Genomic DNA, 16,862 nt, shown 5'->3' with positions numbered 1-16,862 from the left:
GGAAACGACCAATATAGCAATGCCCGGTGGTCTGCTGGGCGCTGCCTGACCCGGGGAATCACCGGTGTCGTCATGGAAGGTGCGCTGCTGTGGCTAAATGCGCTCTTGTCGATGAATCCGGAGTCCTGTGCATGACGTACCAACGCCCTGGTCGGCGCTTCTCGGGCGCACTTGCCGGCTTGCTGCTGGTGATGGGAGCGCCGCCTGTCATGGCCGGCCAGGCCAGTGCCAAGCAGGTCCGGGAATTGATGGGCCTGTTCGGTACCGACCGCATGTTTCAGCAGATGAATGCCCAGATGGCGGCGATGATGGGCAAGCAGCTTCCCTGTGTGCCGGCCAGCTACTGGAGCGGCTTTCTCGATGACCAGGCCATCCGGGAACTCAGCGGGAAGCTGGTACCCATCTACCAGCGGCACTTCACCGAGCAGGATGTCCGGGGGTTGCTGAAGTTCTACCGCTCGCCGCTTGGAAAGAAGCTGCTGCTGGAACAGCCCTCGATCATGGCCGAGGTCATGCAGATGGGGCGGCAATGGGGTGAGCGACGGACGCAGGCGATGATGACCGAGTTGCACAAGAACGGCACCGTGACCGCGGAAGGGCGCTGCGCGCCGTCAGCCACGCCCCGGCCCGCGCTGGCGGCGCCGGCAGCGGCTGCCAGCAGCCCCTGACCGGGCGGGCCGGTCTCGGGTGGTCAAGGATTGACCAGTGGTCCGAGCCCTCGTTATACTCGGCAGTCCAATGCGCCCGGACTGGGCGTGTCGGAACCCAAGAGAATAACGACAGAAGGGACATTCCCATGAGTTATGCAGTCATCAAGACTGGTGGCAAGCAGTACCGGGTGCAGCAGGGCGACGTCCTGCGCGTCGAACTGCTGAACGCCGAAGAAGGCGCCACCGTGAACTTCGACCAGGTCCTGCTGGTCGGTGCGGGCGAGTCGATCACCGTCGGTGCGCCGACCGTGTCCGGCGCCACCGTCTCGGCCACCGTGCGCAAGCATGGTCGCGCGGACAAGGTGCGGATCATCAAGTTCCGCCGCCGCAAGCACCACAAGAAGCAGCAGGGTCATCGTCAGCACTTCACCGAAGTGGAAATCACGGGCATCAACGCCTGAGCAACTGGAGCATTGAGTCATGGCACATAAAAAAGGCGTAGGTTCCAGCCGCAACGGTCGCGATTCGAACCCGAAGTACCTCGGCGTGAAGATCTACGGCGGCCAGGCCATCGAGGCCGGCAACATCATCGTGCGTCAGCGCGGCACCCAGTTCCATGCTGGCACCGGCGTGGGTCTCGGTCGCGACCACACCCTGTACGCGCTGGTCGATGGCACCGTGCAGTTCAAGGTCCGCGGCGCCAAGAACCGCCGCTTCGTCGACGTGATCCCGGCCTAAGCCGCTCGCGTCGCGATGCGCGAAGGCCCCGCTCCGGCGGGGCCTTTGTTTTTCCGGGGCCACGAACCGGGCGGGCGACGCGCCCACCGGATTCCCGGTTACCCTTCCGATTCACGCTACGCGTTCCGGGCAGATCCCATGAAATTCGTCGATGAAGCAGTCATCAAGGTCCAGGCCGGCAATGGCGGCAATGGCTGCGTCAGTTTCCGCCGCGAGAAGTTCATTCCCTTCGGCGGCCCCAACGGCGGCGACGGCGGCAGCGGCGGCTCGGTATGGCTGGTGGCCGACGAGGGCCTCAACACGCTGGTCGATTTCCGCCACCAGCGTGCGTTCAAGGCCCAGCGCGGCGAGAACGGCATGGGTTCGGACATGTACGGCAAGGGGGGCGAGGACACCATCGTCCGCGTGCCGGTCGGCACCGTGGTCACGAACGTGGATACCGATGAGGTCATCGGCGACCTGACCCAGCACGGGCAGCGCCTGCTGGTGGCCCAGGGCGGCAAGGGTGGCCTGGGCAACATCCACTTCAAGAGTTCGGTAAACCGCGCGCCGCGCAAGGCCACTTCGGGCACGCCGGGCGAAGTGCGAGAGCTGAAGCTCGAGCTGAAGCTGCTCGCCGACGTGGGCCTGCTGGGCTTCCCGAACGCCGGCAAGTCGACCTTCATCCGCGCGGTATCGGCGGCGACTCCGCGGGTAGCGGATTACCCGTTCACCACGCTGCACCCGAACCTGGGGGTTGTCAGCCTCGGCACCGACCAGAGCTTCGTGATCGCCGACATCCCGGGCCTGATCGAGGGCGCAGCGGACGGCGCGGGGCTGGGCATCCAGTTCCTGCGCCATGTCTCGCGCACCCGCCTGCTGCTGCATCTGGTGGACATCGCGCCGATCGACGGCACCGATCCGGTCGAACAGGTGCGCGCCATCGAGCAGGAGTTGACGAAGTTCGACCCGGACCTGCTGGATCGCCCCCGCTGGCTGGTCCTCAACAAGGCCGACGTGCTGCCGGAAGACGAGCGCCAGGCGGTGGCGGAAGACATCGTCCAGCGACTGGGCTGGACCCAGCCGTGGTTCCTCGTCTCGGCGATCGCCCGCGACAACACCATGGCGGTCTGCCAGCAGGTGCAGCGCTTCTTCGAGTCGCAGCGACGCGAGGCCGAGGAGGAGGTGCAGGCCGACTTCGCGCCCGATGACGTGCGCAGCCGGGGCGAGGCCCCGCAGCCGGAGGAGTAAGGCTGCGCCCGGACCGTCGCACTCTCGCGAGCGGTCCGAGTCAGGGCATCATGGGCGCTTCCGGCCGCCGGGCCGTCGAAAGGAGCGCTTCTCCGATGCCTACCCGTCGCGATTTCCTCAAAAGCACGCTGATGACCGCTGGCGCGCTGGCGGTACCGTCGATCGGTGCGGCTGTCACGACCGAGCCCGAGCAGCGCGCGGCGGTGCCGGCACGAAGCGGTGCCCGCGTAGTATCGACCTGGGACTTTGGCGTCCCTGCCAACCGCGCGGCCTGGGCCTTGCTCGGATCCGGCGGCAAGGCGCTGGATGCGGTCGAGGCTGGCGTACAGGTTCCGGAAGCCGATCGCGCCAATCACAGCGTGGGCCTGGGCGGCTATCCCGATCGGGATGGCCACGTCACGCTGGACGCCAGCATCATGGACGGCGATGGCCGCTGCGGCGCAGTGGCTTGTATCGAGCGCATCGTGCATCCGATCCGGGTGGCGCGCCGGGTGATGGAGGTGACGCCGCATGTTCTGCTGGTGGGAGAGGGGGCGCTCCAGTTCGCCCGTGAACAGGGTTTCCACGAGCAGGACCTGCTCACTCCCGAAGCCGAGAAGGCCTGGCACGCGTGGATGAAGGAAGCGAAGTACCGCCCGGTGCCGAACAGCGAGAACCGCGACTATCACCAGAGCCTCGGGCTTCCCGGCGGCAAGCACAACCACGACACGATCGGCATGCTTGCAGTGGATCGACATGGGCGCCTGGCCGGCGCCTGCACCACCAGTGGCATGGCCTGGAAGATTCATGGCCGGGTCGGCGACAGCCCGATCATCGGTGCCGGCCTGTATGTCGATGGGGACGTCGGCGGGGCCACCTCCACCGGTGTGGGCGAGGAGGTGATCCGCAACGCCGGCAGCTTCCTCGTGGTCGAGCTCATGCGTCAGGGCCGCAGTCCACGGGAAGCCTGCGAGGAGGCGGTGCGCCGCATCGTCAAGAAGCGACCCGACGGCGCGAAGGAGCTGCAGGTCGGCTTCCTCGCGCTGCGCCGTGACGGCGCGGTGGGTGCCTTCGCGATCCAGCACGGTTTCACCTACGCGGTGTGCGATGCCGACTCGCAGGATCGGGTGTTCGGCTCCCCCAGCGTTTACCGCACGAGCTTCAACTGATGCCGCTGCTCGAGATCGCCGCCGGCTCGCTCGAGTCGGCGCTGGTCGCCCAGGCTGGCGGGGCGGGGCGCGTGGAGCTGTGCGGCAACCTCGCCGACGGCGGGGTCACGCCCTCGTATGGGCTGGTAGCGATCGCACGCGACCGGCTGTCGATCCCGCTGCATGTGCTGATCCGGCCGCGGACCGGGGATTTCCTCTACGGCGAAGCCGAACTGGAAATCATGCTGCGCGACGTGGAAGCCTGCGTCCGGCTCGGCTGCGATGGCGTGGTGATCGGTGCGCTGGATGCCGATGGGCGTGTCGATCGGCCGCTCTGCCGCGCCCTGGTGGAAGCCGCCGGACCGCTGGGCGTGACTTTCCATCGCGCATTCGATGCGGTCTGCAATCCGGTGGAGGCGCTGGAGGATGTCGTCGGGCTGGGCTGCAATCGCGTGCTTACCTCTGGCGGTTGCCCGAGCGCGCTGGAAGGGGCCGAAGCCATCGCTGCGCGGGTCCGGCAGTCGGCCGGCCGCATCCGGGTGATGGCCGGGTCCGGCATCCGGCCGGGCAACGTCCGCGAGGTGCTGGCACGCAGCGGCGTCGACGAAGTCCATGCCTCGGCGCGTACGCTGCGGCGTTCGGTGGTGCGCTGGCGCAATGAGCGACTGCAGGATCTGGCGGTGGACCGTGACGAGACCGCCCCTGCCATCGTCGCCGCGCTGGTCGCCGCGTTGATGCCCGCTTGATGGCGGGTCGGGCACGGCAGGCAGCCGGACAAAGAAAAAGCCGGCTTGCGCCGGCTTGTTCACCAACCCGAAGGAGCGTTCTGGCTTCAGGCCAGCTCGCGGATCTTCGCGTTGAGGCGGCTCTTGTGGCGAGCAGCCTTGTTCTTGTGGATCAGGCCGCGTGCGGCGTAGCGATCCATGACCGGCTGGGCGGCGGCAAAGGCCTCGACCGCGGCAGCCTTGTCCTTGGCCTCGATGGCCTTGACGACCTTCTTGAGGGCGGTGCGCACCATGGAACGGGCGCTGACGTTGCGCAGGCGGCGCTGCTCGGACTGGCGCGCACGCTTCTTCGCGGACTTGATGTTGGCCAAGGTAAAACTCCGAAATCGCTTGGGGTTGGAAAAAGACGCGCAATTATGCGTGCATTGCGCTATGGCGTCAAGCACTTGGCGCGACCGATGGGCGCTTGCGGCGCCCGGTGTGACAGGCCGTCGATGACGGTCGCTGCGTGCCCGGATTGTGCCACACCTGAGCCTGTCACCGCGCCCCCCGCCGCTGTCACACTACGCCCTTTGCGCGCCGTGCCGCGGCTCGCACCGTATCCATCCACAGAGGTGGCGTCACCCGCATGAAGTCTCCCAGCATGCTGCGCGGGCTGCTGTCGTTCAGCAGCATGACCATGGTCTCGCGCGTCCTCGGACTGGTCCGCGATATCTCCATGAGCCATGTGTTCGGCGCCAGCGCGGCGACGGATGCCTTCGTGATCGCCTTCCGCATTCCCAACTTCATGCGGCGCCTGTTTGCGGAGGGCTCGTTCTCCACCGCTTTCGTGCCGGTATTCACCGAGGTGAAGGAAACCGGGACCCGCGAGCAGCTCAAGGAACTGCTGGCCCGGGTCTCGGGCACGCTGGGGGGCGTGTTGCTGCTGGTGACCGGACTGGGCCTGGTGTTTGCGCCACAGGTCGCCTCGATGTTCGCTCCGGGTGCGCTGGACAATCCGCACAAGTTCGACCTGACCACCGACCTGGTGAGGCTGACGTTTCCCTTCATCTTCTTCGTGTCGCTCAACGCGTTGGCGGCCGGGGTGCTGAACAGCTTCCACCGTTTCGCGCTGCCGGCGCTGGCTCCGGTGATTCTCAACCTGTGCATGATCGCCGGCGCGCTGTGGCTGGCGCCGCGGCTGCAGGTGCCGATCATGGCGATGGGCTGGGCGGTGCTGGTCGCCGGCGTGCTGCAGTGGCTCTTCCTGCTGCCGGCGGTGGCGCGGCTGGGCCTGCTGCAGCGACCGCGCTGGGGCTGGAACCATCCGGTGGTGCGCCGGATCATGCGGCTGATGGTGCCGACCCTGTTCGGATCATCGGTGGCCCAGCTCAACCTGCTGCTCGATACGGTGGTCATCTCCTTCCTGGTGACCGGCTCGCAGACCTGGCTGTGGCAGGCCACGCGCTTCCTCGAGCTTCCGCTGGGGGTGTTCGGCGTGGCGCTGGGGACGGTGATCCTGCCCTCGCTGTCGCGCCATCACGTCGGTACCGACCGCGAGGGTTTCTCGCGGGCGCTGGACTGGGGGCTGAGGGTCACCCTGCTGATCGCGCTGCCGGCCATGCTGGCGCTGCTGCTGCTGGCCGAGCCGCTGGTGGCGACCTTCTTCCAGAACGGCCGCTTCACCGCGACCGATGCGCGGATGGCGGCGATGTCGGTGCTGGCTCTGAGCGCCGGCCTGCCGGCCTATGCGCTGGTCAAGGTGCTGTTGCCGGCGTTCTACTCGCGTCAGGACACGCGGACCCCGGTCCGTGCCGGCGTGGTGGCGCTGGTCGCCAACATGGTGTTCAACGGCCTGTTCATCGCGCTGCTGTACCAGCTGTGGGCGACCCCGGCCCAGCTGGCGGGGAGCTGGATCGCCGGCATCGCCCAGGTTCGCGGCCTGCACGTCGGACTGGCTATCGCCAGTTCGCTGTCCAGCTACGTGAACTTCCTGCTGTTGTGGCGCTGGCTGAAGCGTGACGGCGTGTACCGTCGCGCACCGGGCTGGTCACGCCACTGGCTCCGGCTGGGGGTGGCTTGCACGGCCATGGTGGCGGTGCTGCTGGCCGGGCGCTGGCTGTGGCCGGACTGGAGCGACGCGAGGGTGTCCGATCGCGTGTGGCACCTGATGGTGCTGGTGATCGCCGGCGGCAGCACCTACGTCGCCGCGCTGTTCGCGCTGGGCTTCCGGCTGCGTGACCTGCGTGCCCACTGAGGCCCGGGCCGCGTGGCGGGCCGGTATAATGGCCCGATGATCAAGCTTTCACGGGACGTCGCGGGACCCTGCTTGGCGCCACGCGGAAGCGTCGTGGCGATCGGTGCGTTCGATGGCCTGCACCGCGGCCACCAGGCCTTGCTCGCCGAAGTGCGGGAACGCGCCGCCGCGCTCGACTGCGAGCCGGCGGTCGTCAGCTTCGAGCCATTGCCGCGCGCGTATTTCTCGCCGCAGCCGGTTCCCCGGCTTTCCAGCGTTCGCGAGAAGTTGATCGGCTTCGACGCGGCCGGCATCTCGCAGGCGCTGCTGCTGCGCTTCAACGCGGCGCTGGCGGCCATGGCACCGCAGGCATTCGTGCAGCAGGTGCTGGTCGATCGCCTCGCTGCCCGGGAAGTGTGGGTGGGTGGCGATTTCCGTTTCGGACACAAGCGGGCAGGCGACGTGGCGCTGCTGGAGCGGATGGGGCGGGAGCTGGGTTTTGTCGCCCGCACCATGCCGCCGGTGTTGCTGCACGACGAGCGCGTCTCGGCGACCCGGGTACGCGAGCTGCTGGCCGCGGGCGATTTTGCCGCCGCCGCACCGTTGCTTGGGCGGCCGTTCGTCATCGAGGGCAAGGTCGAATACGGCAACCAGCTGGGCCGGACCCTGGGCTATCCCACCGCCAATATCCACCTGCACAGCCGGGTCAGCCCGGTGCAGGGCATCTTCGCGGTCCGTGTCGGCCTGGGCGATAGCGAGTGCGCCTGGCCCGGCGTGGCCAGCCTGGGCGTACGGCCGACCGTGAACCAGGTGACCCAGCCGCTGCTGGAAGTGCACCTGTTCGATTTCGAGGGCGATCTCTACGGCCGGCGCATGGCGGTGGAGTTCGTCGCCAAGCTGCGAGACGAGCAGAAATTCGACGGACTGGATGCACTGAAGGCGCAGATGGATCATGATGCGCGCTCGGCCCGGAGCGTCCTGGGCATGAACCCGGTACTGGCTCGCGCATGATGCTCAGCGAAACGATCAATTCGCCGTACCCCACCCGCGACCGCGCCAGCGGCGTCGTGGCGATCATTATTATTTGAAGGTCCCGCCCGCAGCGCGAGCGCCTGTCGCCGCGCGCGACGGGCGGTAAAACAGCGCCCGTGACCCTCCGGCCCCGGGACGAGACAGCTAAGAAGGCATTCGAAGCGATGAGCACCGACTACAAGAGCACCATCAACCTGCCGCAGACGGATTTCCCGATGCGCGGCGACCTGCCCAAGCGCGAGCCGGGCTGGCTGGCCGAGTGGGAACAGGTGGATCGCTACGCGCAGATCCAGGCCAGGGCGGCCGGCCGCGACAAGGTGTTCGTGCTGCATGACGGCCCGCCGTACGCCAACGGCGCGATCCACATCGGCCACGCGGTGAACAAGATCCTCAAGGACATGACGGTCAAGTCCAAGCTGCTGGCCGGCTATCGCGCACCCTACGTGCCGGGCTGGGACTGCCACGGCCTGCCGATCGAGATCGCGGTGGAAAAGCAGTACGGCAAGCCGGGCGACAAGCTCGACGCCGCCGCGTTCCGCCAGAAGTGCCGCGAATATGCCGCCAGCCAGGTCGATACCCAGCGCAGCGACTTCAAGCGGCTGGGCGTGCTCGGCGACTGGCAGCGGCCGTACCGCACGATGGACTTCAAGTACGAGGCGGACATGGTGCGCGCGCTGTCGCGCATCGTCGCCAATGGCCACGTGGTGCGCGGCGCCAAGCCGGTGTACTGGTGCTTCGATTGCGGTTCGGCGCTGGCCGAGGCGGAGATCGAGTACGCCGACAAGCAGTCGCCGGCGGTGGATGTGGCCTACGACGCAGTCGATCCGCAGTCGCTGGCCAAGGCGTTCGGCGTGGATGCGGGCGACGCCATCGTCGCCGTGCCGATCTGGACCACCACCCCGTGGACGCTGCCGTCCAGCCTGGCCGTGTCGCTGGGCGCGGAGCTGGAGTACGCCCTGGTCGAGGGGCCGGCGCGCAGCGGTCGTCGCGTGCTGCTGGTGATCGCCAGCGCGCTGGTGGAACGCGCGCTGCCGCGCTACGGCGTGGAGCAGCCGGTGGTGCTCGGCCACGCGCCGGGCCGGGCGCTGGAAAACATGCAGCTCCAGCATCCGTTCTACGCCCGGCAGGTGCCGGTGATCCTCGGCGACCACGTGTCGGCCGAGGACGGTACCGGTGCCGTGCACACCGCGCCGGACCACGGCGTGGAGGACTTCACCGTGTCGCGCCAGTACGGCATCGGCACGATCAACCTGGTCGACGGCCGCGGCGTGTATCGCGAGGACACGCCGGCGCTGGATGGCACCGCGCTGGCCGGGGTGCACCTGTGGAAAGCCAACCCGATGATCGTCGAGGGCCTGCGCGCCCGCGGCGTGCTGCTGGCCCACGCGACCATCGAGCATGCCTACCCGCACTGCTGGCGGCACAAGACGCCGGTGATCTACCGCGCCACGCCGCAGTGGTTCATCGGCATGGAACAGGCCGGCCTGCGCGAAACGGCGCTGGCCTCGATCAAGCAGGTGCGCTGGGTGCCCTCGTGGGGCGAAGAGCGCATCGCCGGCATGGTCGCCGGGCGTCCGGACTGGTGCATCAGCCGCCAGCGCACCTGGGGCGTGCCGATCGCGCTGTTCGTGCACAAGTCCACGCAGGAGCCGCATCCGGACTCGGTCGCATTGATGGAGCAGGTGGCCAAACGGATGGAAGAGGGCGGTATCGACGCCTGGTACGCGCTGGATCCGGCCGAGCTGCTGGGCGACCAGGCCAAGGATTACGAGAAGGTCACCGACGTGCTGGACGTGTGGTTCGACTCCGGCGTGACCCATTTCGGCGTGATCGGCCAGCGCCCCGAGCTGCAGGTCGGTGGAGCCAGCGACTACACCGTGATGTACCTGGAAGGCTCGGACCAGCACCGCGGCTGGTTCCAGTCCTCGCTGCTGACCTCGGCGGCGATCCATGGCCGCGCGCCGTACCACCACGTGCTCACCCACGGCTTCACGGTGGATGCGTCCGGCCGCAAGATGTCCAAGTCGCTGGGCAACGTGGTGGCGCCGCAGAAGGTGATGGACACGCTGGGCGCCGATGTGCTGCGCCTGTGGGTGGCCTCGGCCGACTACCGCAACGAGATGACCGTTTCCGACGAGATCTTGAAGCGCGTCTCGGACAGCTATCGCCGCATCCGCAATACCGCGCGCTTCCTGCTTGGCAACCTCGACGGCTTCGATCCGGCGGCGCACCTGGTCGCGGTGGAGGACAGCCTGCTGCTGGACCAGTGGGCGGTGCAGCAGGCGTACGACGTGCAGCAGGCGGTGCTGGCCGCCTACGAGCGCTACGACTTCCCCGAGGTGATCGCCCGCGTGCAGAACTTCTGCACCAACGAGCTGGGCGCGCTGTACCTGGATATCACCAAGGACCGCCTCTACACCATGCCCACCGGCAGCCTGGGCCGGCGCAGCGCGCAGAGCGCGATGTACCGCATCGCCGAGGCGATGGTGCGCTGGCTGGCGCCGGTGCTGAGCTTCACCGCCGAGGAAATCTGGCAGTCGCTGCCGGGCGAGCGCGGCGAGAGCGTGCTGTTCGAGACCTGGTACGACGGCCTGGCCGCCACCCAGGGCTCGCCGGAGCAGCGGCGCTGGTGGGCCGACCTGCTGGCGATCCGCGAGACCGCTTCGCGCGTGCTCGAGGGCATGCGCAAGGCCGAGCAGATCGGCGCGGCGCTGGAAGCGAAGCTCACCGTGCACGCCGACGATGCCCTGCGTGCCCGCTACGCCACGGCGGCGGACGAGCTGCGGTTCTTCTTCATCACCTCCGAGCTCACGCTGGCGCCGTTGGCACCGCGTCCGGAGGCGGCGGTGCCGGTCGAACTCGACGGGGCCGAGGCCTGGGTCTCCGCCGAGGTCAGCGCGGCCACCAAGTGCATCCGCTGCTGGCACCGTCGCGACGACGTCGGCAGCCATGCCGACCATCCCGAGCTGTGCGGTCGCTGCGTGGAGAACGTGGCCGGTGCCGGCGAGATGCGCCGCAGCTTCTGACTTCCATCCCCGCACCCTTGGTAGGGCGCGGGGATGCCGCCAAGCGATGCCGGCAGGGCCGGCTCCACCAAAGAGTCCTTCATGTCTTCGAACCCCCGCGCGCTTCCCTGGCTGCTGCTATCCGTCGGTCTCGTCGCAGTCGATCAGCTGACCAAGGTGTGGGCGCTGCACGCGCTGGCGCCTGCCGGCACGCCGCATCCGGTAATTCCGGGCCTGCTCAACTGGACGCTGGCGTTCAATCCCGGCGCGGCATTCAGCTTCCTGGCCGGGAGTGCAGGCTGGCAGCGCTGGTTCTTCGTCGCTCTGGCGGTGGTGATCAGTGCAATGCTGACGGTCTGGCTCGCTCGCACCCCTCGCCGGGACTGGCGCACCGCGCTGCCGCTGGCGCTGGTGATCGGCGGCGCGATCGGCAACCTGATCGACCGCCTGCACGCCGCGGTGGTAACCGACTTCATCCAGGTCTACTGGCACGAATGGAGCTACCCGGTGTTCAACGTGGCCGATTGCGGCATCACCGTGGGCGCCGTGCTGCTGGTCGCATTCGGCCTGTTCGCCGACAAGCGCAAGACCGGCTGATCCGGGGCGGGGAGCGGGAGAGCGTGCGATAATCGCAGCCTCACCCGATCGACCGGATCTCTCGTGGACATCCTTCTCGCCAATCCCCGCGGCTTCTGCGCCGGCGTCGACCGCGCCATCGCCATCGTCGAGCGTGCGCTGGAATCCTACGGCGCGCCGATCTACGTGCGGCACGAGGTGGTGCACAACCGCTACGTGGTGGACAAGCTGCGCGCCGACGGTGCGGTGTTCGTCGAGGAGCTGGCCGAGGTACCCGATGGCGCCACGGTGATCTTCAGTGCACACGGCGTGTCGCAGGCGGTGCGCGTCGAGGCCGAGCAGCGAGGGTTGAAGGTGTTCGACGCCACCTGTCCGCTGGTGACCAAGGTGCACATGGAGGTGGCCAGGCTCGGCCGCATCGGTCGCAGCGTGGTCCTGATCGGTCACGCCGGGCACCCGGAGGTCGAGGGCACGATGGGACAGTGGAATCCGGCCAATTCCGGCGAGATCCTGCTGGTCGAATCGGTGGAGCAGGTGGCCGGACTGGCGCCCAGGTTTCCGCATCAGCTCTCGTACGTCACCCAGACCACGCTGTCGGTGGACGACACCAAGGCGATCATCGAGGCCCTGCGCGCCGCCTTCCCGGACATCGAGGGGCCGCGCAAGGACGACATCTGCTACGCCACCCAGAATCGCCAGGACGCCGTGCGCAGGCTGGCCGAGTCGGTCGACCTGGTGCTGGTGGTCGGCTCGGTAAACAGCTCCAACTCGAACCGCCTGCGCGAACTGGCCGAGAAGCAGGGCGTGCCGGCCCATCTGATCGACGGTGCCGAGCACATTGCCCGCGAGTGGCTCGACGGCGTGACCAGCATCGGCGTGACCGCCGGCGCCTCGGCGCCGGACAAGCTGGTGAAGGAGGTCATCGCCCGGCTGCAGTCATGGGGTGCCGGCAGCGTGCGCGAGCTGGATGGCGAGCCGGAAAACATCACCTTCGCCCTGCCCAAGGAACTGCGGCTGGCCGACGGGTCGGCCGCGGCCTGACCCGCCGCTGCCCATCCGGAAAACGAAAAGGCCCGCATTGCTGCGGGCCTTTTCGCTGTATATGGTGCCGGAAATAGGAATCGAACCTACGACCTACGCATTACGAATGCGCCGCTCTACCAACTGAGCTATTCCGGCGGGGAGCCGCAAAGTTTACGGGGAGGGCGAGGGGCGCGCAAGCGGCCCGCCGCCAGGGGCAAACGTGTTCAAGTTGTCCGGACCGGGGCCGTTATGGTGCACACGAATTTCGCTTTCCAGCGCCAACGGAGTGGCCACAGCCGAGCATCAGTCTTGCTATCAGCCCTTTCCATCCGGCGACGGTCCAGGGACATCCTCGTGATGTCGCTGCTCTTCTGCGCCGCCGCGATGGCGCAGGAGCCCAGCCAGGGCGGGAACGGCAGTGCCTTCGATCTCTACGCCGATCAGCTCGAGCGCGGCGAGGTGGTGATCACTACCCACGCCGAGGCCCTGCGTGATCTGGAGAAGCTCAAGGCAGAAGTTCCGGCCGGCGATGCACGGCGTGAGCTGCGCTATCGCTACATGTACTGCATCCTGGGTATCTCCGATGACCCGTCTGCCGGGAAAGCCTACGCCGAGCAGGGCCTGGAGGACGCCCGGCGCATCGGATATGCCGATGCCGAGGTCAATTTCCATTTTTGCCGCGGGGCCAACCAGGAGGCTCTCACCACGCCCCGGGATGCGCTGGCGGACTACAACGCGGGTATCGAAATCGCCCGGGCCGAGGAAAACAACCGCCTGGTCGCCGATGGGCTGACCTGGCGCGGCTCGGTGCAGTCCCTGCTCGGTGAGCACGCGCTGGCGCTGGTGGATTTCCTGGACGCGCAGAAGTTCTATGACAGTGCCGGCGAGCCGCTGGAAAGCGAGCAGAACCTGTTCAATATCGCGGTCGCCTACCGGCGACTGGGCGAGCGGCAGGAGGCGAAGGACTACCTCGAGCGGCTGATGAAATTCGGCATCCAGCGCAAGGATCTTCCCCAGCAGATGGCTGCCCACATGGAGCTTGGCTTCCTTGGCGTGGAGTCGGGTTCGACGGCACTGCCCGCCGCGAGCAGCCATTTCGAGGCAGCCTTGCGGATCGGGGAAATGGTCGGCAACACCGCGACGCAGGCATCGGCGCATCTGGGGCTGGCCCAGGTCGACAACCTTGGCGGGGACTACACCGGGGCGCTGGCGGAGCTGGGCAAGGCGGAAGCCGGCCTGAAGGCCATCGGCGACCGTTCCAACGGCGACATGATCGCGCTGCAGGAGGGCGAGGCGCACGCCGGCCTTGGCGAGCACGAGCAGGCCATCGCCGATTTCGACCGGTCGGAGGCGTTCCTGCGCAAAAGCGGGAACCTCCGTTACTACGCCGACCTTTTGCAGCAGCGCTCGCGCAGCTACGAGGCCCTGGGGAAAACCACCCAGGCGCTGGCCGACCTCAAGGAAATGATCAAGGTCCACCAGGCGCTCGATCGCAAGGCGAGGTCGTATACGACGACCCTGATGAGCTACCAGTTCGATACCGCGCGCCGCGAGCAGGAAAACCGGAGACTGGCGGCCGACCGCCAGCTCAAGGAAGCGCAACTGGTTTCGCTGGAGAAGGTCCGGCGCTGGCAGTGGGCGGCTCTCGTGATGGGCGGTCTGCTGATCGCGCTGCTGCTCTGGCAGGCGCGGCGACAGGTACGCGCCGCGCGCAGCCTGCACCGGATGGCGATGACCGACCCGCTGACCGGCATCGCCAATCGCCGCCGCATCGAGGCCCTGGGTCAGCCGATGCTCGACGAGGCGATCAAGCGCGACGAGCCGATGGCCGTGGTGGTGCTGGACGTGGACCACTTCAAGCAGATCAACGATGCCTGCGGCCATCAGGCGGGGGATGTCGTGCTCCAGCGCATCGTCGATACCTGCAGGGGCATGCTGCGCCATGGTGACCAGATCGGTCGCGTGGGCGGGGAAGAGTTCGTCGTTTTGCTGCCGAACACCGACGCCCTTGCGGCCAGGGAGGTGGCCGAGCGCCTGCGCGAACGCGTCCGCATGCTCGATCTCGGCGACGTCGTGCCGACAGCTTCGGGCACATCGATCAGCCTGGGGGTGACCACCCGCCGGGAGGGCGATCGGGAGCTTGCGGAACTGATCCTGCGAGCGGACGAGGCCCTCTACCGGGCAAAGGCATCCGGCCGGGACCGGGTCGAGGTTGCAGGGACCGGGGAGGTCTCGATGACCGTCGTCGGGAGCGATGCAGTTCACATTTCGGCCAGGATGCAGCCCGCTCGTCGGTAATTTGCCGCCGTTTGTCGGGCCGTAGGCGGCAGGAGCCACCCTCTGCACGATATCTTCGCCCCACGCATCAGGGTGGGGGACATATGCGTTTTTCTTCTGGTTCAGTCTGGCGGCCTGCCGGCTCCGATTCCCGTGGCGGGATTGGGCGGCGGGGTTCGTCGTGCAGGATGCGTGGCTTCACGTTGGTCGAGCTCATGATCACCGTGGCCGTGGCGGCGATTCTTCTCGCGATCGCCGTGCCCAGCTTCCGCACCATCACACTCTCGTCCCGTCTCAGCACAGCCTCCAACGATGTGATCGCGGCGTTCAACACCGCGCGCCTGGAGGCGATCAAGCTGAATGCGCGTACCCAGTTGTGCAGCGACTCCGCCTCGTCCAACACGTCCAGCACCCTCGGGTCGGCGTGCGGCACACAGGCGGGTGCCGTCTATGCGCTGAACGGCAGCAGTGCAGTGCTGGTTCGTGCGGCATCGCTCAACGTGACTGCGCCGCTGAAGCTCAACGGAGGCATGGCCGCACTGCAATTCAACGGGGAGGGGCTTGCGACCGTAGCGGGCTCCACCGCGCCGGCGCAGGTCACGATCGCGGACATCTGCACCAGCGACCTGAGCAGCGACAACCATCGCGTGGTGACCATCACCGCCGGGTATTCCATCCAGACCCAGAAGCAAACGGGAGACTGTCCGTGAGCCGCCACGAAAGCCCCCAGCTGGCCGCCGCCACAGGCTGCCATCACCCTGTGCGCGCCGGTCGGCACGGCCAGGCCGGCGTCGGCCTGATCGAGGTGCTGATCGCGGTGCTTATCCTGTCGATCGGGTTTCTCGGTGTCGCAGCACTGCAGGCGATGTCGTTGTCGACCAACAACAGCGCCCTGGCCCGCAGCATGGCGACCATTTCGAGTTATTCGATCCTCGATGCGATGCGCGCGGATCGCGTCAATGCCACGTCTCCCACACTGCCGTACAACGGCACTGTCAAAGCCGACAACTGCCCGACGACCACCGGTACGTTGGCCCAGACCCAGATCGGCCTGTGGTGCAAGCAGCTGGGGCAGGACCTGGGCGCCTCCGGGTCGACCAGCGGCACGATCACGTGCACCACGGCGGGCGACTGTACGGTAGCTATCACGTTCGATGACAGTCGCTCCGGCAAAGGCGGCGACAAGGCGCAGACCGTGTCCACCAAGGCGCTGTTATGAACAGGTTTTCAACGATGCGCCGGCAGCGGTGCCTGCAGCACGGTTTCACGCTGGTGGAGCTGATGATCGCCATGCTGCTTGGCCTGATCGTCATCGGTGGTGTGGTCAGCGTGTTTCTGGCCAACCAGCAGACCTACCGGACCAACGCGGCACTGGGCGACGTGCAGGACAGTGCCCGCGTCGCGTTCGAGCTGATGGCAAGGGATATCCGCGACGCAGGGCTCACCGGCTGCAACAGCACCCCGGACTCCGCCCGTATCGCAAACGTGCTCACGAGTGCGCCGGGTGGTGGTGGCACGGCCGTGTGGTGGGCCGACTGGAACAACTCGGTGCATGGCTATGAAGGTGCCGCGACGACTACGGATCCGGCCCTGACCGGTCTCTCATCGGGGCCGACTTATGTAGCCAACACCGATTCGATCCAGCTGATCGGTGTCGAACACTCCGGGGTGACCATGAACGTGGACACCGAGACCGCCGGTAGCTTCACCATCAACGAAACCAGCACCAATCTGGCCAAAGGCGACGTGGTCGTTGTCTGCGACCCGGACCACTCCACCGTCGTGCAGCTCGCAGGCGTGTCCGGTACCACGCTGACCCATGGCCTGGCAGGCAGCCCAGGGAACTGCTCGCAGGGACTCGGCTTCCCGACCGTGTGCTCGTCCTCCGGTAATGCGTACACCTTCAAGCGCAACGCGCTGATCGCCCGGATCAGCCCTGCGGACTGGTTCGTGGGTACCGGAGCCGACGGCGTCAGTTCGCTCTATCGCGTTTCCCTGGAAAACAAGGCAGCGTCTCCGACGCCGACGGCCTACGAAATGGTCCGCAACGTCAGCAACCTGCAGATCCAGTACCACCAGGGCGGCTCGACCTTCGTCGACGCAAGTGGCGTAACCAACTGGCCTGGTGTCGATGCGGTGCGCGTCACCCTGACGCTGCAGAGCTCCGACCAGCGCGCGGGCACCGACACCAAGCCTCTGCAGCGGACGCTCACGTCCACCACCAATCTGCGCAACCGGGTGCACTGACATGATGCATGCTCGAC

General features: G+C 67.4%; 16 protein-coding genes and 1 tRNA gene. 15 read left to right on the top strand and 2 right to left on the bottom strand.

The window, feature by feature from the left end; all coding sequences use genetic code 11:
* The first annotated feature begins 131 nt into the window (after positions 1–131).
* The 6 genes from C693_RS0103585 to C693_RS0103560 all read left to right on the top strand — a co-directional run bounded on the left by C693_RS0103585 (position 132) and on the right by C693_RS0103560 (position 4,491).
* Entirely contained in the window at positions 132–668 is a 537-nt protein-coding gene (locus tag C693_RS0103585; protein ID WP_017460884.1) for a DUF2059 domain-containing protein, read from the top strand.
* Positions 669–796: 128 nt separating this feature from the next.
* Positions 797–1,111 (top strand): 50S ribosomal protein L21, encoded by a 315-nt coding sequence (rplU, locus tag C693_RS0103580; protein WP_017460883.1) that lies wholly within the window; start codon positions 797–799, stop codon positions 1,109–1,111.
* A 19-nt stretch (positions 1,112–1,130) separates the two neighbouring features.
* Positions 1,131–1,388, top strand: a complete 258-nt coding sequence (gene rpmA / locus C693_RS0103575) for a 50S ribosomal protein L27 (protein ID WP_017460882.1) — start codon at positions 1,131–1,133, stop codon at positions 1,386–1,388.
* A 138-nt stretch (positions 1,389–1,526) separates the two neighbouring features.
* Positions 1,527–2,618 (top strand): Obg family GTPase CgtA, encoded by a 1,092-nt coding sequence (gene cgtA, locus C693_RS0103570; protein WP_017460881.1) that lies wholly within the window; start codon positions 1,527–1,529, stop codon positions 2,616–2,618.
* Positions 2,619–2,713: 95 nt separating this feature from the next.
* Positions 2,714–3,766 carry a N(4)-(beta-N-acetylglucosaminyl)-L-asparaginase gene (locus tag C693_RS0103565; protein WP_017460880.1) on the top strand — a complete coding sequence of 351 codons (1,053 nt, stop codon included), beginning with the start codon at positions 2,714–2,716 and terminating at the stop codon, positions 3,764–3,766.
* Entirely contained in the window at positions 3,766–4,491 is a 726-nt protein-coding gene (locus C693_RS0103560; RefSeq protein WP_017460879.1) for a copper homeostasis protein CutC, read from the top strand. The genes C693_RS0103565 and C693_RS0103560 overlap by 1 nt, the downstream gene beginning before the upstream one ends.
* Before the next feature lie 86 nt (positions 4,492–4,577).
* Here the strand turns inward: C693_RS0103560 and rpsT are convergent, their stop codons facing one another.
* Positions 4,578–4,841, bottom strand: coding sequence for a 30S ribosomal protein S20 (gene rpsT, locus C693_RS0103555; RefSeq protein ID WP_017460878.1), 264 nt, complete (start codon positions 4,839–4,841; stop codon positions 4,578–4,580).
* A 257-nt stretch (positions 4,842–5,098) separates the two neighbouring features.
* Here rpsT and murJ point away from each other — a divergent pair, with 257 nt between their 5' ends.
* The 5 genes from murJ to ispH all read left to right on the top strand — a co-directional run bounded on the left by murJ (position 5,099) and on the right by ispH (position 12,339).
* Positions 5,099–6,706, top strand: a complete 1,608-nt coding sequence (gene murJ / locus C693_RS0103550) for a murein biosynthesis integral membrane protein MurJ (protein WP_026107155.1) — start codon at positions 5,099–5,101, stop codon at positions 6,704–6,706.
* Positions 6,707–6,742: 36 nt separating this feature from the next.
* Positions 6,743–7,696, top strand: coding sequence for a bifunctional riboflavin kinase/FAD synthetase (locus C693_RS0103545; RefSeq protein ID WP_026107154.1), 954 nt, complete (start codon positions 6,743–6,745; stop codon positions 7,694–7,696).
* 185 nt (positions 7,697–7,881) lie between these two features.
* A complete protein-coding gene (gene ileS / locus C693_RS0103535) occupies positions 7,882–10,743 on the top strand; it encodes an isoleucine--tRNA ligase (protein ID WP_017460875.1) in 2,862 nt (953 codons plus the stop codon).
* Positions 10,744–10,824: 81 nt separating this feature from the next.
* Complete coding sequence (lspA, locus tag C693_RS0103530) at positions 10,825–11,319, top strand: signal peptidase II (protein WP_017460874.1); 495 nt, start codon at positions 10,825–10,827, stop codon at positions 11,317–11,319.
* Positions 11,320–11,382: 63 nt separating this feature from the next.
* Positions 11,383–12,339 (top strand): 4-hydroxy-3-methylbut-2-enyl diphosphate reductase, encoded by a 957-nt coding sequence (ispH, locus tag C693_RS0103525; protein WP_017460873.1) that lies wholly within the window; start codon positions 11,383–11,385, stop codon positions 12,337–12,339.
* 62 nt (positions 12,340–12,401) lie between these two features.
* Here ispH and C693_RS0103520 read toward each other — a convergent pair.
* Positions 12,402–12,477: transfer RNA gene (locus C693_RS0103520), tRNA-Thr, on the bottom strand.
* 201 nt (positions 12,478–12,678) lie between these two features.
* Between C693_RS0103520 and C693_RS21015 the strand changes: the two genes are divergently transcribed.
* From C693_RS21015 to C693_RS0103500, 4 genes are all read left to right on the top strand, one after another.
* Complete coding sequence (locus tag C693_RS21015; RefSeq protein WP_017460872.1) at positions 12,679–14,619, top strand: GGDEF domain-containing protein; 1,941 nt, start codon at positions 12,679–12,681, stop codon at positions 14,617–14,619.
* Positions 14,620–14,786: 167 nt separating this feature from the next.
* Positions 14,787–15,308 (top strand): GspH/FimT family pseudopilin, encoded by a 522-nt coding sequence (locus tag C693_RS0103510; protein WP_017460871.1) that lies wholly within the window; start codon positions 14,787–14,789, stop codon positions 15,306–15,308.
* Entirely contained in the window at positions 15,305–15,817 is a 513-nt protein-coding gene (gene pilV / locus C693_RS0103505) for a type IV pilus modification protein PilV (protein ID WP_017460870.1), read from the top strand. The genes C693_RS0103510 and pilV overlap by 4 nt, the downstream gene beginning before the upstream one ends.
* Positions 15,814–16,845, top strand: coding sequence for a PilW family protein (locus C693_RS0103500; protein WP_026107152.1), 1,032 nt, complete (start codon positions 15,814–15,816; stop codon positions 16,843–16,845). Before pilV ends, C693_RS0103500 begins: the two co-directional genes overlap by 4 nt.
* Positions 16,846–16,862: the final 17 nt, after the last annotated feature.

Source organism: Dyella ginsengisoli LA-4 (genome assembly GCF_000334915.1).
Taxonomy (GTDB): domain Bacteria; phylum Pseudomonadota; class Gammaproteobacteria; order Xanthomonadales; family Rhodanobacteraceae; genus Dyella_A; species Dyella_A ginsengisoli_A.
The sequence above is the reverse complement of the archived record's forward strand: the minus strand, read 5'-3'. Positions and strand labels throughout refer to the sequence as shown.